The organism is Pseudomonas sp. NY15374, from assembly GCF_048068255.1.
GTDB lineage: Bacteria > Pseudomonadota > Gammaproteobacteria > Pseudomonadales > Pseudomonadaceae > Aquipseudomonas > Aquipseudomonas machongensis.
In genome coordinates, this window is sequence record NZ_JBLUPZ010000007.1 from 241,769 (window position 1) to 260,524 (window position 18,756).

The window sequence follows — 18,756 nt, forward strand, 5'->3', positions numbered from 1 at the left end:
TCAGCGCTGATGACGGATGCGTGGGTTGGCCAGGCCGTAGAGGATATCCACGACGAAGTTGACCAGGATCACCAGGCAGGCGATCAACAGGATGCCGTTCTGGACCACGGGGTAGTCACGGGCGCCGATGGCTTCGATCAGCCATTTGCCAATGCCCGGCCAGGAGAAGATGGTTTCGGTGAGCACGGCACCGGCGAGCAAGGTGCCGACCTGCAGGCCGAACACCGTCAACACCGGGATCAGCGCATTGCGCAGGCCGTGCACGAATACCACGCGGGCCGGCGACAGGCCCTTGGCGCGGGCGGTACGGATGTAGTCTTCGCGCAGCACTTCGAGCATCGAGGAGCGGGTCATGCGGGCGATCACCGCCAGCGGGATGGTCCCGAGCACGATGGTCGGCAGGATCAGGTGCATGAACGCATCCTTGAACGAGCCTTCATCGCCCACCAGCAGCGTGTCGATCAACATGAAGCCGGTCACCGGCTCGACGTCGTACAACGGGTCGATGCGCCCGGACACGGGCGTCCAGCCCATGCTCACCGACGAGAACATGATGAGGATCAGGCCCCACCAGAAAATGGGCATGGAATAGCCGGCGAGCGAGACGCCCATCACCCCATGGTCGAACAACGATCCGCGCTTGAGCGCCGCGATCACCCCGGCCAACAGACCGAAGACCCCGGCGAAGATCAATGCGCAGAACGCCAACTCCAGCGTCGCGGGGAACAGCGTGGTGAACTCGTTCCACACGCTCTCGCGCGAGCGCAGCGATTCGCCGAGATCGCCCTGGGCGAGCTTGCCGATGTAATCCATGTACTGGGCTGGCAGGGGTTTGTTCAGGCCAAGGCGTTCCATGGCTTGGGCGTGCATTTCAGGGTCGACCCTGCGCTCGCCCATCATCACTTCCACCGGGTCGCCGGGGATCAGGCGTATGAGCGCGAAGGTCAGCAGGGTGATACCGAAGAAGGTCGGTATCAGCAGGCCCAGGCGCCGGGCAATAAAACTCAACATCGTCGGAGGTACCTCATCGGCCGGTCAAGGCAGCCGCCGGCCCTTGCAGAGGCCGGCGGTCATGTTTTTCTTCTACTTCACCTTGGTGGTGGCGAAGTTGTTATTGGTCAGAGGGTTGATGACATATCCCTCTACGTTGTCGCGCATGGCCGTGAACATCTTCGGGTGGGCCATGCTGATCCACGGTTGATCCTCATCGTACACCGCCAGCGCCTCGCTATAGAGCTTGGCACGCTCATCGTTGTCGATGATCTCGCGGGCACGGGTGATCAGTTCCTGGAACTTAGGGTTGCACCAGCGCGCATAGTTCTCGCCGGTCTTGGCGGCATCACAGCTGAGCATGGGTGTCAGGAAGTTGTCCGGGTCACCGTTGTCGCCGGCCCAGCCGGCGGAGACCAGGTCCGCCTCGCCCTTCTTGGCGCGGCGCAGCATCTCGGCCCACTCCATCACGCGGATGTCGAGCTTGAGCCCGATCCTGGCAAGGTCGGCCTGCAGCATCTCTGCCGACAAACGCGGATTGGGGTTGGTCGGGCCGCCACCGTTGCGGGTGAACAGGGTGATGGCGGTGCCCTCGGGGACGCCGGCTTCCTTGAGCAGGGCGCGGGCCTTGTCGAGGTCGCGCGGCGGGTTCTTGTTGGCGGTGTTGTAGCCGATCATGGTCGGCGGGTAGGGGTTGACCCCGACCAGCGCGTTGCCCTTGCCGAACAACTGGTCGACGTGGGTCTGGCGGTCGAAGGCGATGTTGATCGCCTTGCGCACGCGCACGTCGCTCAGGTACTTGTGCTCGGTGTTCATGGCGATGTAGCCGGTGACCAGGGCCTCGATCTCGGCGACCTTGAGCTTGGGATCGGTCTTGATCGCCGGGACGTCGTCGGGTTTGGGGTACAGGGCGATCTGGCATTCGTTGGCCCGCAGTTTCTGCAGGCGCACGTTGTTGTCGGTGGCGATGGCGAACACCAGCGTTTCGCTGGGCGGCTTGCCGCGGAAATAGTCGGGGTTGGCCTTGAAGCGGACCTGGGCGTCCTTGTTGTAGCGCTGGAACACGAATGGCCCGGTGCCGATCGGCTTGCTGTTCAGGTCGCCGGTCTTGCCGGCCTTGAGCAACTGGTCGCCGTATTCGGCGGAGTAGATCGAGGTGAAGGCCATGGCCAGGTCACGCAGGAACGGCGCTTCGGGGCGGGTCAGGGTGATCACCACGGTGTGGTCGTCGGTCTTGCTCACCGACTTGAGCAGTTGCCCGAAGGCCATGCTCTCGAAATAGGGGTAACCGACGCTGGTCTTGTCGTGCCACGGATGCTTGGCATCGAACTGACGGTTCAGGCTCCACAGCACGTCATCGGCATTGAAGTCGCGGGTGGGGGTGAAGTAGTCGGTGGTGTGGAACTTCACACCCTGGCGCAGGTGGAAGGTGTAAGTCAGGCCGTCGGCGCTGATTTCCCAGCTGTCGGCCAGGGCCGGCTGGATATCGGTGGTGCCGGGCTTGAAGTCGACCAGGCGGTTGAACACGGTCTCGGCCGAGGCGTCGGCGGTGACCGCAGTGGTGTACTGGACGATATCGAAACCTTCGGGGCTGGCTTCGGTGCACACCACCAGGGGCTTGGCCGCGAGGTTGCCGGCAGCGCCCAGGATGATCGCTGCCAGGGCAGCGCGTAGCGGTAGCGATTTCATGGAACCTCCCTGCGAATGACTCCAGCGTAGACGTCACGGCCCGGATAGCCCGGGCCGTGGCGTTGGCGGTCAGAGAATGTTGAACGGAATGGTGGTGACGATGCGCAGCTCGTCCAGGCTGCCATCGGCCTGGGCCTTGCTGGCGCGGTGAGCGGTATAGGTGGCGCGGATGCTGGTGTCCTTCAGCATGCCGCTCTGCACCGCATAGCTGGTGCCGATGCCCCACTCGTAGTGGGTCTCGCCATCCATGCCACGCACGTCGTAGGCGGTACCGCGGTAGTGGGTACCGTCGATGCCCCAGCCGCGGGCGTTGTACAGGTTGAACTTCAGGCCTGGTACGCCGTACTGGGCCATGTTCAGCACGTAGGAAATCTGCAGGGATTTCTCGTTCGGGCCGTTGAAGTCCGACAGCAGGGAGTTGGCCAGGTAGATACCGTTGGTTTCGTGCAGGTAGTCGAAGTACTCGTTGCCGTTGACCTGCTGCCAGGAGGCGGTGAGCGTGTGCGCCTGGTGGGTGAGACCGAACGACAGGCTGTAGGTATCGTTGTCGATATCGCCCATCTTCTTGCTGCCGGCATCGACCGTCTTGTAGTAGTTCAGGCCGGTGGTCAGGCTCAGCACCGCGCTGTCACCCAACACGTGGTTGGCACCGAAGTAGTACTGGTTCCAGAAGTCGTCGACCTTGGTGGCGTACAGGCTGGTGGTCAGGCTCTTGAACGGCTGGTAGTTGATCCCGGCGGTGCTGGCACGGTCGGTTTCCACGCCTGTGGCGCTGTACTCGGTGCGGAACTTGCTCAGGCTCTGTTCGGTACGCGGCGAGACGCGGTCGAAGGTGCCGATGTCGAACGACAGGTTGTCGAACTCGGCGCTGTGCAACGCCACGCCCTGGAAGCTCGAAGGCAGGGCACGGTTGCCGATGTAGGCGATCATCGGCGTGTCCAGGGACTGGCGGCCGACGGTGAGGGTGGTGTTGGAGATGCGCGCCTTGACGTTGGCCAGGCCCGCCTTGCTCCACTGGCCGACAGGGTCGCCATCGCTATGGGTCAGGGTGCGGTTGTTCGGCCCGGCAATCGCTGCGCGACCACGCTCGAGGGCGATGGCGTTGTAGGCGGCGACTTCGGTGGCGAAGCCCACGGTGCCCTGCGTAAAGCCCGAACTGTAGTTGAGGATGGTGCCCTGTACCCAGTTGTCACGGCTGTGGGTGTCGTGGCGGGTGCCGTCGCTCTTGTAGTACTTCCACAGCGGCGCACGGGTGGCGCGTTCGCGGGCGTACCAGTTGCGGGTGCTGCCACTCAGGCTCTGGCCTTCGAAGAAGCCCGAGGCATCGGCCTGCTCGCTGGCCGACTTGAGGCTCAGCGGGTAGAAGTCCTGGCTGACAGGTTCTGCCTGGGCGGCGGCGCAGAAGGCGCCGATGGACAGGGCCAGCGCGGTTTTGGTGGTTCGTTTCAAGGTTAAAGCTCCCTTTCTATTCTTATATCTGTGGCCCGATCTTGTGGGTCGGGCTTGGCTCGGTGACGCGGTACTGCGGGTGTTCACCTGGGATTGCCAGGCAAATCCGGGCTGCACGCGGTCGCGGGAGTGGGGCACTCCCGGTCTGGCGATACAGGGTCAATCGATGCTGACGCCGGAGAAAACGTTGCGTCCGAAGGGGCTGACCTTGAAGTCTTTCACACTGATGCTGAGAGGTTGGTTGACCGTCGAATGGGCCACCGGGGTAATCGGTACCTGCTGCTTGAGGCGTTGCTGGGCCTGCTGGTAGAGGTGGGTGCGCTGTTCGCGGTCGGTGACCTGCTTGGCCTTCTTGACCAGTTCGTCGTACTGGCTGTCGCACCACTGCGAGTAGTTGTTGCTGCCAATGGCATCGCAACTGAACAGGGTTCCAAGCCAGTTGTCCGGATCGCCGTTGTCGCCGGTCCAACCGATCAGGGCGATGTCGTGTTCGCCATTTTTCATGCGCTTGAGGTATTCGCCCCATTCGTAGCTGACGATACGGACCTTGAAACCGAGCTTGCTCCAGTCGGCCTGGAGCATTTCGGCCATGAGCTTGGCATTGGGGTTGTAAGGGCGTTGCACCGGCATGGCCCAGAGGGTGATTTCCGTGCCTGGCTTGACCCCGGCCTGCTCCAGCACCTGCTTGGCCTTTTGCGGATCGAACGGCGCGTCCTTGAGCGTATCGTCGTAGGACCATTGGGTGGGAGGCATGGCGTTGACTGCCGTTTGCCCGGCGTCCTGGTAGACCGCCTGGATGATCGCCTGCTTGTTGACCGCCATGTCCATCGCCTGGCGCACTTCAAGTCGATCGAACGGTGGGTGCTGGGTGTTGTAGGCGATGTAGCCGAGGTTGAAGCCGGGCTGCGTCATGACCTGTAGCTTGCTGTCCTGCTTGAGCGCAGGCAGATCGGCCGGGCGTGGGTGAAGGGTGACCTGGCACTCGTTGCGGCGCAGCTTCTGGATGCGCACCGAAGGGTCGATGTTGATCGAGAACACCAGGTTGTCGATCTTCACCCGGTCAGGCGCCCAGTAGTTCTTGTTGCCCTTGAAGCGGATCTGCGAGTCCTTCTGGTAGCGCTGGAACACGAACGGGCCGGTGCCGATCGGCTTCTGGTTGATGTCGCTGGGCCTGCCGCTGGCCAGCAGGTGCTCGGCGTATTCGGCGGAGAGTATGGAGGCGAAGGCCATGGCGATGTTCTGGATGAACGCGGCATCGACCGTGTTGAGGGTGAAGACCACCGTGAGCGGGTCGGTTTTCTCGACCTTGGCGATGTTCTTGTCCAGGCCCATGCTGATGAAGTAGGGGAACTCGGTCGGGTAGGCCTTGCGGAACGGATGGTCCTTGTCGAGCATGCGGTTGAAGGTGAACAGCACGTCGTCGGCGTTGAAGTCGCGGGTGGGCTTGAAGTCCTTGTTGTGGTGGAACTTCACCCCGGGCCGCAGGTGGAAGGTGTAGCGCAAGCCGTCTTCGGAGACCTGCCAGTCGGTGGCCAGGCCTGGCTGCACAGCGGTGCCCCCACGCTCGAACTCGACCAGGCGGTTGTAGATCGGTTCGGCGGCATCGTTGTCGGTGGCCGAGGTGTATTGAGCGGTGTCGAAGCCCGCTGGGCTGCCTTCGGAGCAGAACACCAGGTTATTGGCCTGGGCAGGGAGGGCCTGGCTGAGCAGTCCCAGACCCAGCACGGTGCCGAGCAGTGTGGTATGGCGCATGGCGATCCTTTCCTCATCCGTTTGCGCTGCCGCACACTGAACGGGCGGCAACAGAAGCCCGTTCCTGACGTTAGCGGCATCAGGAAGGGCGAGACAGGTAATGAATATGTCTAGTGGCGTAAGAAATTTCGGAAGTTTGCCGAGAAATTTCGGCGCCCCGCCGTGCTCACGCCAGCCCCGACAAATGACGAGGCTGGCTGGGCGCTATTTCTCCACGCTTACGCCATAGAAGGAGTTCAGTCCGAACGGGCTGATCTTGAAGTCCTTCACTTTCGCACTCATCGGCTGATAGACAGTAGAGTGAGCGATAGGGGTCATCGGCACCTGCTCCTTGATGATGTGCTGCGCCTGCTTGTACAGCTCCGTGCGCTTGGCCTGGTCGGAGGTGGCCTTGGCCTGCTTGATGATGTCGTCGTACGGCTTGTAGCACCACTTGGAGAAGTTGTTACCCTCCAGCGCGTCGCAACCGAACAGGGTGCCGAGCCAGTTGTCCGGGTCACCGTTGTCGCCGCTCCAGCCGATCAGCATGGCGCCGTTTTCGCCGCCCTTGGAGCGCTTGATGTACTCGCCCCATTCGTAGCTGACGATCTTGGCCTTGATGCCGATCTTGGACCAGTCCGACTGCAGCATCTCGGCCATCAGCTTGGCGTTGGGGTTGTAGGGGCGTTGCACCGGCATGGCCCACAGGGTGATCTCGGTGCCTTCCTTGACGCCGGCCTCCTTGAGCAACTGCCTGGCTTTTTCCGGATCGTACTTGGCGTCCTTGATGGTGGTGTCGTAGGACCACTGGGTCGGTGGCATGGCATTGACTGCCAGCTGGCCGGCACCCTGGTACACCGAATCGATGATCTGCTGCTTGTTCACCGCCATGTCCAGCGCCTCGCGCACCTTGAGCTGGGCCATGGGGTTGGGCTCGTTGCTGCCCTTGATCTTGTCCATCACGTTGTAGGCGATGTAGCCGAGGTTGAAGCCGGCCTGTTCAGGCATCTGCAGCTTCGGATCCTTCTTCAGCGGCTCGATATCGGCTGGGCGTGGGAACAGCGTGACCTGGCACTCGTCGCGCTTGAGCTTCTGCATGCGCACCGAGGCGTCGGTGCTGATGGCGAAGACCAGGTTGTCGATCTTCACGTCGTCCGGTTTCCAGTAGTCCTTGTTGCCCTTGTAGCGGATCAGCGCGTCCTTCTGGTACCTGCTGAACACGAATGGACCGGTGCCGATCGGCTTCTGGTTGATGTCGGCGGCCTTGCCCTGCTTGAGCAGCTGGTCGGCGTACTCGGCGGACTGGATCGAGGCGAAGCTCATCGCCAGGTTCTGGATGAACGCGGCGTCCACTTCGTTGAGGGTGAAGCGTACGGTGTGTTCGTCGACCTTCTCGAGCTTGGCGATGTTCTTGTCCATGCCCATGTCGGTGAAGTACGGGAATTCGGTGGGGTAGGCCTTGCGGAACGGCATGTCCTTGTCGAGCATGCGGTTGAAGGTGAACAGCACGTCGTCGGCGTTGAATTCACGGCTTGGCTTGAAGTAGTCGGTGGTGTGGAACTTGACCCCTTCACGCAGGTGGAAGGTATAGGTCTTGCCGTCGTCGGAAACGTCCCATTTGGTGGCCAGACCGGGGACGACGGCGGTGCCGCCACGTTCGAACTGGGTCAGGCGGTTGAAGATCGTTTCGGCCGAGGCGTCGAAGTCGGTTCCGGTGGTGTATTGGCCCGGGTCGAAACCGGCGGGGCTGCCTTCGGAGCAGAACACCAGGTTGGACGCGGCGAGGGCGGCAGGGGCGCCAGCCAGCAGGCCTGCGCCTACCAGGAACGGAATGACTGCGTGTTTGAGCATGGTGGCCTCATTGTTGTCATTTTTGATTTGAGGTGGCCTCGTGAGCCGACCTGCGGATACTTATGCAGGGGGTGTACCCATTGCAACACTCAACAGGATAGTCGGCGCCAGAAATGTGGCACGGTCGTACATGGATGTCGCATTCATGTAAATTTTGCGTAGGTTGAACGTTTGCGCAAGAAAAAAGCTGGCATTTTGCGACATGTTTCGAAACGTTGAGGGATGTAGGATGCACTTTAAGGGTGCGTAGGAATATTCATCTGAAGAGCTGCGGTATGGGCTTCGCCGCTGTCATTGCGACAGGTGCGGCGAGATGGGGAGGGAAGGGGCCGTCCTGGCGGCGGCCCCGGTCGCTCAATCGAGCGCAGCCGCGATCACGGCATCTGTACTTCGATCAGCCCGTCGGCATTCATGCTGACTTCGCTGGTGCCCGCTTCGATATCCGGCGAGGCCGCTTCATCCGCAGCCATGGCTTTCATCGCCATCGGTGCGCTGCGCATGTAAGGGCGCGGGTAGCCGCTGCTGTTGAGGTTCAGGCTGACCACTTTGTAGCCTTTGCCGCCGAGGGCCTCGGTAGCCAGTTGGGCGCGGGCCTTGAAGGCGTTGACTGCATCCTTGAGCAGCTCGTCTTCACTGGCCTTGCGGGTGGCCGGGGCGATGGAGAAGTCCATGCCGCCCATCTTCAGTTCCTGCAGCAGTTCACCGGTGAGCTTGGACAGGGCAGGGAAGTCGGCGCTTTCCAGGCGCAGTTCGGCGCGCTCGCGCCAGCCGGTGATCTTCTGGCCCTTGGTGTCGTAGACCGGATAGCTGTTACGGCTGCCTTGGCTGATCTTCACGTCCTTGACTTCGCGGGCCTGCTGGACCGCCTTGTTCATGGTCTCGGTGATCTGCTTGGCGAGCTTGCCCGGGTCGGTGTTCTGCGCTTCGCTGTAAAGGGTGACGACCATCAGGTCGCGGGCCACTTCCTTGCTGACCTCGGCGCGCAGCGAAACCTGGTTGTAGCGTGGCTCGTCTGCGGCCAGGGCCGGCAGGCTGGCGAGCATGCCACAAGACAGGACGAACGCGGCGCTGCGACGGGAAATGTGCATGTATGACTCCTTCAAATAGAAAGCGTGGGGATGATGTCCATTCCACGCATGGCCAATCAGACCGGAAACAGTGGAGTGGGTTCAACAATGCCATCATGACTTTGTGACAGAGTGTGGCGCTTTGCCGCATTGCTGCAGCGGGGGCCATGGCTTCGGTATACTCCAGCCGATTGTCCTGGAGCACTCATCAGGAGAGCTCATGCTCGCCCCCGCACACCCAATGTCCGCCACTCGCCAGAACCTCTGGCGCCTGACCATCATTCGCATCCTGGTCCTGGCCGCCCAGGCCGGCTCCGTGGGCGTGGCCTACTGGACCGAGCTGCTGCCGCTGCCATGGCTGTCGCTGGTGGCAACCCTGGCGCTATCGTCGCTGCTGTGTGCCTTCACCGCCTTGCGGCTGCGTCTGACCTTGCCGGTCACGGAGATGGAGTACGCCCTGCAACTGGCCTGTGACCTGCTGATCCACAGTGCCTTGCTGTACTACTCGGGGGGCTCGACCAACCCCTTCGTGTCCTATTACCTGGTGCCGCTGGCGATTGCTGCCGTGACCCTGCCGTGGATCTATTCACTGGTGTTGTCGGGCATTGCGCTGGTCGCCTACAGCCTGCTGCTGGTGCAGTTCTACCCGCTGGAGACGCTGCCGCTGGCGCGCGACACCATGCAGGTTTATGGCATGTGGCTGAGCATCGCCCTGGCCGCTGCTGTCATTACCTTCTTCGCCGCGCGCATGGCCGAAGAGCTGCGCCGCCAGGAGCAGATGCGTGCCGAGCGGCGCGAGGAAAGCCTGCGCGATGAACAGTTGCTGGCCGTGGCCACCCAGGCGGCTGGGGCCGCCCACGAGCTGGGCACGCCGTTGGCGACCATGAGCGTGCTGATCAACGAGATGCGCCAGGACCATACCGATCCGCAGTTGCAGGAAGACCTTGCGGTACTGCAGGACCAGGTCAAGCTGTGCAAGCAGACGCTGCAGCAACTGGTGCGTGCCGCCGAAGCCAACCGGCGCATGAATGTGCAGGAGCAGGAGGTCACCGCCTGGCTCGACGAGGCGCTCAACCGCTGGCACCTGATGCGCCCTGAAGCCAGTTACCGCTTCCAGCGCCTGCGCGATGGCGAGGTGCCGCGGCTGATTCCGCCACCCGACCTCACCCAGGCGCTGCTCAACCTGCTGAACAACGCCGCCGATGCCTGTCCGAATGACCTCGAAGTGCGTCTGGACTGGGATGCCCAGGATATCCTGATCAGCATCCGCGACCATGGCGCCGGCGTACCGGTGGCCATCGCCGAGGCGATCGGCAAACCTTTCTTTACCACCAAGGGCAAAGGCTTCGGCCTGGGCCTGTTCCTGAGCAAGGCCAGCGTGACCCGCGCGGGGGGCTCGGTGAAACTCTATAGTCATGAAGAGGGCGGCACCCTGACCGAGCTGCGCCTGCCCCATGGCAAGCGAGGAGATGAACGATGAGCGACGAGAACCAGATCGAAGGCGAAGAGCTGCCGCACTTGCTGCTGGTGGATGATGACGCCACCTTTACCCGGGTGATGGCCCGTGCCATGAGCCGCCGCGGTTTTCGGGTGAGCACCGCCGCCAGCGCCGAAGAGGGATTGATCCTGGCCCAGCAGGACTTGCCGGACTACGCCACGCTGGACTTGAAGATGGAGGGCGACTCGGGCCTGGTCCTGTTGCCCAAGCTGCTGGAACTGGACCCGGAGATGCGCGTGCTGATCCTGACCGGCTATTCGAGCATCGCCACTGCGGTTGAGGCGATCAAGCGCGGTGCTTGCAACTACCTGTGCAAGCCGGCCGACGCCGACGATGTGCTGGCGGCGCTGCTGTCCGAACATGCCGACCTCGATACCCTGGTGCCGGAAAACCCGATGTCGGTGGACCGCCTGCAGTGGGAACACATCCAGCGCGTGTTGACCGAGCACGAGGGCAATATCTCCGCCACGGCGCGGGCGCTGGGCATGCACCGGCGCACCTTGCAGCGCAAGCTGCAGAAGCGCCCGGTGCGGCGCTGATCCATCGGTAGACCGCGGCGTCTGCTCCGACTTGCCCGTGAAGCAGGCGCCGCGAAGATCAGCCCCCGATCACCGCCCGATCCATTCGCACCGCCAGCGCACCTGTGCCTGGCTCGACCGCGAACGACACCTCCCCATCCCGCGCCACCTGCGCCCGCCCGACCACTTGCCCATCGCGCAGCAACTCCAGCGGCATCCCTTGCAGCGACTGGCCTGAAGCCAGTTCCAGTTTGATCCTGATGTTCATCGGTGACCTCCTTGTCACGCGTTACGGTCGATATAGGTGGTGGCCTGCCCGTCGAGGCGAGCGATCAGCTCTGGTGCGCCATCGCGAAACTGGCGGAACAGGTTGCGCCCACGGCGTTGGGCATCGAGCGGTAGTTGCACGGTCGGGTGGAACTGCTCGCCCAGCTCGCTATAGGGATTCCAAGGGCCGATATAGGATTCGTTGATGCCATCGTCGACACTGAAGGCATAGCGCACGGCGTTACCCCGACGCCAGTTCAGGCCATCCGGCTCGCGGCGTTGCCAACCGTTGGCAACGATGGCTGGCGAGGCTGTCGGGGCATCGATGAAGCCCGTCGGGCGGTTGGGCTTGTAGTCCTTGAGCAGCAGGTAAGTGCTCCAGCCCCACCAATCACCGGTGTACTGGCCGTCGTTGAGGTCGGCCACATTCTTGCGTCGCAGCACCGTCGAGCCTTGCTGGCGGTAGAGCGGAGCGAAATTGCCGGGCACCAGGTCCTGTTCGGCTGCCTGCAGGTCTGGCGTCAGGCGCAGGGCGGCGTACTGCTCCGGCGACGTGGCCTGCCCCTTGTCGAAGGCTTGGAACACTTCGTCGGCCGAACGCTGTACCGCGCGGCCGACCTGGCGTCGGTTGGCCACATCGACGCTGTCGAAATAACGCTTGTCGCCATAGGCCCGCCATTGCTCGCCTTCGGCATTGCGTACGCGCAGGCCATACTTGCTGTCCTCGTCATGCATGAAGCGCGACACCAGCGAGCCGATATCGCTCGGCGTGACCGTGTCGGCCAGGGCCTTGCGCGGTACGCGCAGGTGGCCGGCGGAGAACAGGTCGGTAAGGAAGTGGTCGGCGAAGGCGTTCATGGCATAGGCCAGTTGCAGGTCGCGTTCGTCGCCGCTGTCACGGGCGCGCAGTGCCTGCTGCAGTGCTGCGCCGTGGCCGGCCTGGTAAGCCAGCAGGGCCGACCGGCCGAAATGGTCCCAGTTGCTGGCGGCCAGTTTCAGGTAGCGGCCCAGTGGCAGTAGATCCGAAGCCACGCTGCCGCCTCCGGTGATGCGATTCCAGCGCGCCGACAGGCTGTCGCCCAGTGCGTCATAGGCTTCATGGGGTTGACGGCCGTCCTTGATGGCGCGATTGGCCGCCGAGATCTCTTCCTGCATGACCGCCAGAATGTCCTGGGCTTCGGCACGGGAGGCCGGCAGGCGGGCCAAGGAGTCGAAAGCCTGGAGGAAACGTTCGATGCGCTCGGAGGGTGTTGCTCCATCGGCGATGGGGCGTTCGGGCACACCATAGAAGTCACCGCCCAGAGCCACCACTTGGCCGTAGGTCAGGCTCAGGCCATTGGGCAACGGCAGGGGTGACTGGTGCGCCACGACCGGTGGTTGGTTGGCGGCAAAGCGCAGCAGGACGTTGTCGCCGATGGCGGTGTGTTCGCCGCCTTCGAAACGCAGCTCGGGCCCGCTGGGCTTCGGTGTGTCGAGTGGCGGTAGGCGGTGATATTTGACGGTGTGATGGCCGTCCACCACCAGCACCAGATGCGTGTGCGCTCCCTCCAGGGGGACGCCCTCAGGGTCGAACAAGCGGTCGAGGTCTGCGACCAGCAGATTGGCCTGGCCGGTTGCGGGCAGTGATTGCATTTCTGACATTGTTTGCTCCATGCGATGTCTGAAAAATTCCAATTAACTGTACGTATATACAGTTGTTTTGATAATAGGATGGAAATTTCCTACGTCAAGATCTGTTTGTGGACAGATCCTTCATCCATGGCGGACGCAATCACCTGGCACTGACGTATGATTAGCCCCCTATCGGCAACCTTCTCCAGGATCGCGCGCAATGCTCGCCCTTCTTATCCAGACGTTGAACATCACGGCCCCGGTTTTCGCCATGCTGTTCATGGGCGTGCTCCTCAAGCGCATCCGCTTGATCGACGACAACTTCATCAAGGTCGCGTCCTCGCTGGTGTTCAACACCTGCATGCCGGCGCTGCTGTTCCTGGGTATCTATCACGCCGACCTGTCGACGGCGGTCAAACCCGGGGTCATCCTCTACTTCATCCTCGCGACCCTGGTGTGCTTTGCGCTCTCCTGGGGGCTGGCGATCTGGCGCAGCCCGCCAGAGGACCGCGGCATCTACACGCAAGGTGCGTTCCGCGGCAACAACGGAGTGATCGGCCTGGCACTGGCGGCCAGCCTCTATGGCGACTACGGGATTTCCCTCGGTGCGGTACTCGCCGGGCTGGTAATCCTGCTCTACAACTCGCTGTCGACGGTGGTGTTGGCGGTGTACAGCCCGAGCTTGAAATCCGACCCGTGGAGCCTGTGCAAGAGCATCTTCAGCAACCCGCTGATCATCAGCGTGCTGGCAGCGACGCCCATGGCGTATGGGCAGGTGCCCCTGCCCAACTGGTTGCTGACCTCGGGTGACTACCTGGCGCAGATGACCCTGCCACTGGCGCTGATCTGCATCGGCGGCACCCTGTCGCTGGCAGCCCTGCGCGACAGCGGCAAGCTCGCGGTGGATGCCAGCCTGGTGAAGATGGTCTGGCTGCCGCTGGTGGCCACCCTGGGCGCCTGGCTGTGCGGGTTTCGCGGCGCGGAGCTGGGGATCCTGTTTCTCTACATTGGCAGCCCGACGGCGGCGGCCAGTTATGTCATGGCCCGCGCAGCCAATGGCAATCACGAGCTGGCTGCGTCTATCATCGTGATCACGACGCTAATGGCGGCGATCACCACCAATATCGGCATATTCATCTTGCAATGGGGCGGGTGGATCTAGATGCTGGCCGCCACAACACAACAACACTGCCTCCTGAACTAAAGGACACTTCATGCAAGACCAGAGCACGCCCGCGGGGTTGCAACGCGGGCTGAAGAATCGCCATATCCAGTTGATTGCGCTGGGCGGTGCCATCGGCACCGGTCTGTTCCTGGGGATCGCCCAGACCATCCAGTTGGCCGGCCCTTCGGTACTGCTGGGCTATGCGATCGCTGGCCTGATGGCTTTCCTGATCATGCGCCAGCTGGGTGAAATGGTGGTCGAGGAGCCGGTTGCCGGCAGCTTCAGCCACTTCGCCCATCAATACTGGAGCGAGTTCGCTGGCTTCGTCTCGGGCTGGAACTACTGGGTCGTCTACGTATTGGTTGGCATGGCCGAACTGACGGCCGTGGGTATCTACGTGCAGTACTGGTGGCCGGAGTTTCCGACCTGGGCCACGGCGGCGATCTTCTTCGTGGTGATCAACGCCATCAACCTGACCCAGGTGAAGGTCTACGGTGAGATGGAGTTCTGGTTCGCCCTGGTCAAGGTAGTGGCAATCGTCAGCATGATCGGCTTCGGCGCCTGGCTGCTGGGCAGCGGTCATGGTGGCCCGGATGCCAGCGTGGCCAACCTGTGGCAGTACGGTGGCTTCTTCCCCAATGGCATCACCGGGCTGATCATGGCGCTGGCGGTGATCATGTTCTCCTTTGGCGGCCTGGAGTTGGTGGGTATCACCGCTGCCGAGGCGGACAATCCGCGCCAGAGCATCCCCAAGGCCACCAACCAGGTGGTCTACCGCATCCTGATCTTCTATATCGGCGCGCTTGCCGTGCTGCTGGCGCTGTACCCGTGGCAGAAGGTGGTGCAGGGCGGTAGCCCGTTCGTGATGATCTTCCATGAGCTGGACAGCGACGTGGTCGCTACCGTGCTCAACGTCGTGGTGCTGACCGCCGCGCTGTCGGTCTACAACAGCTGCGTCTACGCCAACAGCCGCATGCTGTTCGGCCTGGCCAGCCAGGGCGATGCACCGCGCCAGTTGCTCAAGGTCAGCCGCAGCGGTGTGCCGTTGGTGGCACTGGGCGTTTCGGCGCTGGCGACGGGTTTGTGCGTGGTGATCAACTACCTGATGCCGGGCGAGGCGTTCGGTTTGCTGATGGCCCTGGCGGTATCGGCGCTGGTGATCAACTGGGCGAGCATCAGCATCACCCACCTCAAGTTCCGCAAGGCCAAGCTGGCCGCGGGCATCACGCCGTTCTACCGCAGTTGGGGGCATCCGCTGACCAACTATCTGTGCCTGGCGTTCATAGCGCTGATCCTGGTGGTGATGTACCTCACCCCGCCAGTGCGCATCTCGGTGATGCTGATTCCGCTGTGGATCGCAGCGCTGTGGGTGGCGTTCCGGGTGAAGAAGGCGCGTCAGGCCAACGGATGAATCTGCGCTGATGCGTTGCTCTTTTCGCGGGTAAACCCGCTCCCCCAGAGTCCGCACAGCGGCGTGCCTGTGGGAGCGGGTTTACCCACGAAGAGGCCGGTGCGACCTCAGGCCTGGTAACTGTCGATCACTTCCTGTGCCGCGCGGAACGCATCGATCGCCGCCGGCACCCCTGCGTACACTGCGCAATGCAGCAGCGCTTCGCGAATCTCCTCCACCGTGCAGCCGTTGTTCAATGCCCCGCGAACATGACCCTTGAGCTCCTGTGGGCACTTCAGTGCGGTCAGCGCCGCCAGGGTGATCAGGCTGCGAGTCTTCAATGGCAGCCCCTCGCGGGACCAGACGCTGCCCCAGGCATGCTCGTTGACGAAGTCCTGCAGGGGCTGGGTGAATTCGGTGGCATTGCCCAGGGCGCGATCCACGAAAGCGTCCCCCATCACCTGGCGCCGAACCTGCTCACCGGCGTTCTTGTTGTCGGTCATTGCGTTTTCCTCAGTGTTGGCGGCGCCAGGCGCGAAGCGTGGTGTATAGCAGTACCACCGCCAGCACCGGCATGACGTAGAACAGCATCAGGCGCTCCAGGCGCCCGGCCAGTGGCATGCCGGTGGTGAAGGCCACCACGTGCAGGCCGTAAGCCAGGTAGAGCGCGAGGAACACCAGCCCTTCGGCGCGGGTGATCCGGTAGCCGGAATAAAACACGGGCAGGCTAAGGACGGCGACCCCGAGCATCACCGGCAGGTCGAACGCCAGGGCGTTGGGTGAGATGGTCAGCGGTTCGGGCGTGGTCAAGGCAGTAAGCCCCAGCACTGCCAGGAGGTTGAACAGGTTGCTGCCGATCACCGTACCCACGGCGATCTCGCGCTCGCCCCGCAGGGCGGCGATCAGCGCGGCGGCCAGTTCCGGTAGCGAAGTGCAGACGGCGACCACGGTCAGGCCGATGATCCGCTCGGACAGGCCCAGGTCGGTGGCGACCTCGACCGCCGCCTCCAGCAGCAAGTGCCCGCCGAGGCTGAGCAGCACCAGCCCGAACAGGGTCTGCAGCACCACGGTACTCCAGAAGCGGCCCGGGCTGCGGCGAGCGGCGTCGGGCGCAGGATAGGTGCGGGAATAGTGGCGGGACTGATGCCAGAGCATGCCCAGGTAGCCCAGCAGGCCCAGCAGCAACAGCGCGCCCTCGAGCCTGCCCAGTTCGCCGTTGGCCGCCAGCAGGTAGACCACTGCACTGGCCGCGATCATCAACGGGATGTCCAGGCGTACCAGTTGCCGCGAAACGCGCAGCGGGATGATCAGTGCAGCAAGCCCGAGGATCACCAGCACATTGAAGATATTGCTGCCGATCACACTGCCCACCGCCACGTCCGGCGCGCCCTGGTAGGCCGCCTGCAGGCTGACTGTCAGTTGTGGCGCGGTACTGCCGAAGGCCACCAGGCTCAGGCCGATGATCAGCGGCCGCACGTGCAGGCGCGTGGCCAGGCGCAGGGCGGCGCGTACCAGCAGTTCGGCGCCGATGACCAACAGCACCAGGCCCAGGCCCAGTTGCAGGAGGCTGAAGGTGGGGAGGGTGGCGAGGTCGAAAATGGCAGGGCTCCAGTCAGGTCAGTCGCTCAGACCTTGTACCCGGACTCGCGCCGTTCCGCTACGGAGCATGCCGATTTTTTCTGCGGCAGCGCGTGACAGGTCGATCAGTCGGCCACGGGTGTGGGGGCCGCGGTCGTTGATACGCACCACCACGCTGCGCTGGTTGGACAGGTTGGTCACCAGTACCTGGCTGCCGAACGGCAACGTGCGATGGGCGGCGGTGAGGCCGTGCTGGTTGAAGGCTTCGCCGCTGGCAGTGCGTTTGCCGTGGTGGCGGGAACCGTAATAGGAGGCGGTGCCGGTTTCGTCGTAGCCGCGTGGGTCGATGTCATGGCTGGCACAGCCGGCCAAGGCAGAGAAAAGAGCCAGGGCGGCGAGGTTTTTTTTCAGCAAGGCAGGTGCTCTCCGGTGCTTCCATTCGCGGGCAAGTCGGAGCGCCGAACCGCCGCTCCGACTTGCCCGCGAACGAGGGCGTTCAGGTCACCCTTCGAGCTTGGCCTTGAGCAATTGGTTCACCTGCCCCGGGTTGGCCTTGCCTTTGGAAGCCTTCATCGCCTGGCCGACGAAGAAACCGAACATCTTGCCGCGCTTGGCTTCATCGGCGGCGCGGTACTGTTCGACCTGCTCGGCGTTGGCGGCCAGCACTTCATCGAGCATCTTGTCGATCGCGCCGGTGTCGGTCACCTGCTTGAGGCCCTTGCTCTCGATGATGCTGTCGGCATCGCCTTCACCGGCAGCCATGGCCTCGAACACGGTCTTGGCAATCTTGCCGCTGATGGTGTTGTCGCGAATACGCTGCAGCATGCCGCCGAGCAGCTCGGCACTGACCGGCGACTGGTCGATTTCGACACCCAGCTTGTTCAGCAGGCTGCCCAGCTCGACCATGACCCAGTTGGCCGCCAGCTTGGCGTCGCCGCCGATGCTGGCCACCTGCTCGAAGTAGTCGGCCTGTTCGCGGCTGCTAGCGAGCACGTTGGCGTCGTAGGCCGACAGGCCGTACTGGCTCTGGAAGCGCTCGACCTTCTGCGTTGGCAGTTCGGGCAGCGAGGCGCGGACGGTTTCGAGGAAGCTTGGCTCGATGACCACCGGCAGCAGGTCCGGATCGGGGAAGTAGCGGTAGTCGTTGGCTTCCTCCTTGCTGCGCATGGAACGGGTCTCGTCCTTGTTCGGGTCGTACAGGCGGGTTTCCTGGACCACCTTGCCGCCGTCCTCGATCAGGTCGATCTGGCGCTGGATCTCGCTGTTGATCGCCCGTTCGATGAAGCGGAACGAGTTGACGTTCTTGATCTCGCAGCGGGTACCGAACTCGACCTGGCCTTTCGGGCGAACCGAGACGTTGCAGTCGCAACGCAGCGAGCCTTCGGCCATGTTGCCGTCGCAGATGCCCAGGTAGCGCACCAGGGCGTGGATGGCCTTGACGTAGGCCACCGCCTCTTTTGCGCTGCGCATGTCCGGCTCGGAAACGATTTCCAGCAGCGGTGTGCCTGCGCGGTTCAAATCGATCCCGGTGGCGCCGTTGAAATCTTCGTGCAGGCTCTTGCCGGCATCTTCCTCAAGGTGTGCGCGGGTGACGCCGATGCGCTTGAGGGTGCCGTCTTCCAGGGCGATGTCCAGGTGGCCCTTGCCAACGATCGGCAGGTCCATCTGGCTGATCTGGTAGCCCTTGGGCAGGTCGGGGTAGAAGTAGTTCTTGCGCGCGAACACGTTGCGCGGCCCGATCTCGGCATCGATGGCCAGGCCGAACATGCAGGCCATGCGTACGGCCTCCTGGTTCAGCACCGGCAGTACGCCGGGCATGCCCAGGTCGACCAGGCTGGCCTGGGTGTTCGGCTCGGAGCCGAAGGTGGTGGCGCTGCCGGAGAAGATCTTCGACTGGGTGGCGAGCTGGGTATGAATCTCCAGCCCGATCACAACTTCCCATTGCATGTGTG

The 18,756-nt window shown here is 63.1% G+C and carries 16 protein-coding genes; 4 read left to right on the forward strand and 12 right to left on the reverse strand.

Going from position 1 to position 18,756, the window contains the following annotated elements; genetic code table 11:
• The 6 genes from ACNFHO_RS16755 to ACNFHO_RS16780 all read right to left on the reverse strand — a co-directional run bounded on the left by ACNFHO_RS16755 (nt 1) and on the right by ACNFHO_RS16780 (nt 8,798).
• Nucleotides 1-1,011 carry an ABC transporter permease subunit gene (locus ACNFHO_RS16755; RefSeq protein ID WP_054893480.1) on the reverse strand — a complete coding sequence of 337 codons (1,011 nt, stop codon included), beginning with the start codon at nt 1,009-1,011 and terminating at the stop codon, nt 1-3.
• Between the two features lie 72 nt (nt 1,012-1,083).
• Entirely contained in the window at nt 1,084-2,679 is a 1,596-nt protein-coding gene (locus ACNFHO_RS16760) for an ABC transporter substrate-binding protein (protein WP_054893479.1), read from the reverse strand.
• Nucleotides 2,680-2,748: 69 nt separating this feature from the next.
• Nucleotides 2,749-4,128, reverse strand: coding sequence for an OprD family porin (locus ACNFHO_RS16765; RefSeq protein ID WP_416766898.1), 1,380 nt, complete (start codon nt 4,126-4,128; stop codon nt 2,749-2,751).
• A gap of 159 nt (nt 4,129-4,287) precedes the next feature.
• Complete coding sequence (locus ACNFHO_RS16770; RefSeq protein ID WP_416766899.1) at nt 4,288-5,880, reverse strand: ABC transporter substrate-binding protein; 1,593 nt, start codon at nt 5,878-5,880, stop codon at nt 4,288-4,290.
• A 204-nt stretch (nt 5,881-6,084) separates the two neighbouring features.
• The gene (locus tag ACNFHO_RS16775) at nt 6,085-7,710 is read right to left on the reverse strand and encodes an ABC transporter substrate-binding protein (RefSeq protein ID WP_416766900.1); all 1,626 of its coding nucleotides are present in this window, start codon (nt 7,708-7,710) and stop codon (nt 6,085-6,087) included.
• A gap of 374 nt (nt 7,711-8,084) precedes the next feature.
• Nucleotides 8,085-8,798, reverse strand: a complete 714-nt coding sequence (locus ACNFHO_RS16780) for an SIMPL domain-containing protein (protein ID WP_063543138.1) — start codon at nt 8,796-8,798, stop codon at nt 8,085-8,087.
• A 199-nt stretch (nt 8,799-8,997) separates the two neighbouring features.
• Here ACNFHO_RS16780 and ACNFHO_RS16785 point away from each other — a divergent pair, with 199 nt between their 5' ends.
• Together ACNFHO_RS16785 and ACNFHO_RS16790 are read left to right on the forward strand one after the other, a co-directional pair.
• Entirely contained in the window at nt 8,998-10,257 is a 1,260-nt protein-coding gene (locus tag ACNFHO_RS16785; RefSeq protein ID WP_054894409.1) for an ATP-binding protein, read from the forward strand.
• Complete coding sequence (locus tag ACNFHO_RS16790) at nt 10,254-10,814, forward strand: response regulator transcription factor (protein WP_054894408.1); 561 nt, start codon at nt 10,254-10,256, stop codon at nt 10,812-10,814. The genes ACNFHO_RS16785 and ACNFHO_RS16790 overlap by 4 nt, the downstream gene beginning before the upstream one ends.
• Before the next feature lie 58 nt (nt 10,815-10,872).
• Here the strand turns inward: ACNFHO_RS16790 and ACNFHO_RS16795 are convergent, their stop codons facing one another.
• Nucleotides 10,873-11,061, reverse strand: coding sequence for a hypothetical protein (locus tag ACNFHO_RS16795; protein ID WP_112897517.1), 189 nt, complete (start codon nt 11,059-11,061; stop codon nt 10,873-10,875).
• A 14-nt stretch (nt 11,062-11,075) separates the two neighbouring features.
• Nucleotides 11,076-12,701: a phospholipase gene (locus tag ACNFHO_RS16800; protein WP_416766901.1), complete on the reverse strand. Its 1,626-nt coding sequence runs from the start codon at nt 12,699-12,701 to the stop codon at nt 11,076-11,078.
• 190 nt (nt 12,702-12,891) lie between these two features.
• Between ACNFHO_RS16800 and ACNFHO_RS16805 the strand changes: the two genes are divergently transcribed.
• Nucleotides 12,892-13,833 (forward strand): AEC family transporter, encoded by a 942-nt coding sequence (locus ACNFHO_RS16805; protein ID WP_054894405.1) that lies wholly within the window; start codon nt 12,892-12,894, stop codon nt 13,831-13,833.
• A gap of 52 nt (nt 13,834-13,885) precedes the next feature.
• Entirely contained in the window at nt 13,886-15,247 is a 1,362-nt protein-coding gene (locus tag ACNFHO_RS16810; RefSeq protein WP_054894404.1) for an amino acid permease, read from the forward strand.
• A gap of 107 nt (nt 15,248-15,354) precedes the next feature.
• Here ACNFHO_RS16810 and ACNFHO_RS16815 read toward each other — a convergent pair whose 3' ends face one another.
• The 4 genes from ACNFHO_RS16815 to gatB all read right to left on the reverse strand — a co-directional run bounded on the left by ACNFHO_RS16815 (nt 15,355) and on the right by gatB (nt 18,751).
• Nucleotides 15,355-15,729 (reverse strand): carboxymuconolactone decarboxylase family protein, encoded by a 375-nt coding sequence (locus ACNFHO_RS16815; RefSeq protein WP_054894403.1) that lies wholly within the window; start codon nt 15,727-15,729, stop codon nt 15,355-15,357.
• Nucleotides 15,730-15,739: 10 nt separating this feature from the next.
• Nucleotides 15,740-16,783 (reverse strand): calcium/sodium antiporter, encoded by a 1,044-nt coding sequence (locus ACNFHO_RS16820; protein WP_153772676.1) that lies wholly within the window; start codon nt 16,781-16,783, stop codon nt 15,740-15,742.
• A gap of 60 nt (nt 16,784-16,843) precedes the next feature.
• Entirely contained in the window at nt 16,844-17,218 is a 375-nt protein-coding gene (locus tag ACNFHO_RS16825; RefSeq protein ID WP_196759881.1) for a septal ring lytic transglycosylase RlpA family protein, read from the reverse strand.
• A gap of 87 nt (nt 17,219-17,305) precedes the next feature.
• Nucleotides 17,306-18,751 carry an Asp-tRNA(Asn)/Glu-tRNA(Gln) amidotransferase subunit GatB gene (gene gatB / locus ACNFHO_RS16830; protein ID WP_054894400.1) on the reverse strand — a complete coding sequence of 482 codons (1,446 nt, stop codon included), beginning with the start codon at nt 18,749-18,751 and terminating at the stop codon, nt 17,306-17,308.
• Nucleotides 18,752-18,756 lie beyond the last annotated feature (5 nt).

Bases quoted from the DNA above. Each gene is read 5' to 3' on its own strand.
- ACNFHO_RS16755 (WP_054893480.1), bottom strand. From the start codon at position 1,011: ATGTTGAGTTTTATTGCCCGGCGCCTGGGCCTGCTGATACCGACCTTC.
- ACNFHO_RS16760 (WP_054893479.1), bottom strand. From the start codon at position 2,679: ATGAAATCGCTACCGCTACGCGCTGCCCTGGCAGCGATCATCCTGGGC.
- ACNFHO_RS16770 (WP_416766899.1), bottom strand. From the start codon at position 5,880: ATGCGCCATACCACACTGCTCGGCACCGTGCTGGGTCTGGGACTGCTC.
- ACNFHO_RS16775 (WP_416766900.1), bottom strand. From the start codon at position 7,710: ATGCTCAAACACGCAGTCATTCCGTTCCTGGTAGGCGCAGGCCTGCTG.
- ACNFHO_RS16780 (WP_063543138.1), bottom strand. From the start codon at position 8,798: ATGCACATTTCCCGTCGCAGCGCCGCGTTCGTCCTGTCTTGTGGCATG.
- ACNFHO_RS16785 (WP_054894409.1), top strand. From the start codon at position 8,998: ATGCTCGCCCCCGCACACCCAATGTCCGCCACTCGCCAGAACCTCTGG.
- ACNFHO_RS16790 (WP_054894408.1), top strand. From the start codon at position 10,254: ATGAGCGACGAGAACCAGATCGAAGGCGAAGAGCTGCCGCACTTGCTG.
- ACNFHO_RS16795 (WP_112897517.1), bottom strand. From the start codon at position 11,061: ATGAACATCAGGATCAAACTGGAACTGGCTTCAGGCCAGTCGCTGCAA.
- ACNFHO_RS16800 (WP_416766901.1), bottom strand. From the start codon at position 12,701: ATGTCAGAAATGCAATCACTGCCCGCAACCGGCCAGGCCAATCTGCTG.
- ACNFHO_RS16805 (WP_054894405.1), top strand. From the start codon at position 12,892: ATGCTCGCCCTTCTTATCCAGACGTTGAACATCACGGCCCCGGTTTTC.
- ACNFHO_RS16810 (WP_054894404.1), top strand. From the start codon at position 13,886: ATGCAAGACCAGAGCACGCCCGCGGGGTTGCAACGCGGGCTGAAGAAT.
- ACNFHO_RS16815 (WP_054894403.1), bottom strand. From the start codon at position 15,729: ATGACCGACAACAAGAACGCCGGTGAGCAGGTTCGGCGCCAGGTGATG.
- gatB (WP_054894400.1), bottom strand. From the start codon at position 18,751: ATGCAATGGGAAGTTGTGATCGGGCTGGAGATTCATACCCAGCTCGCC.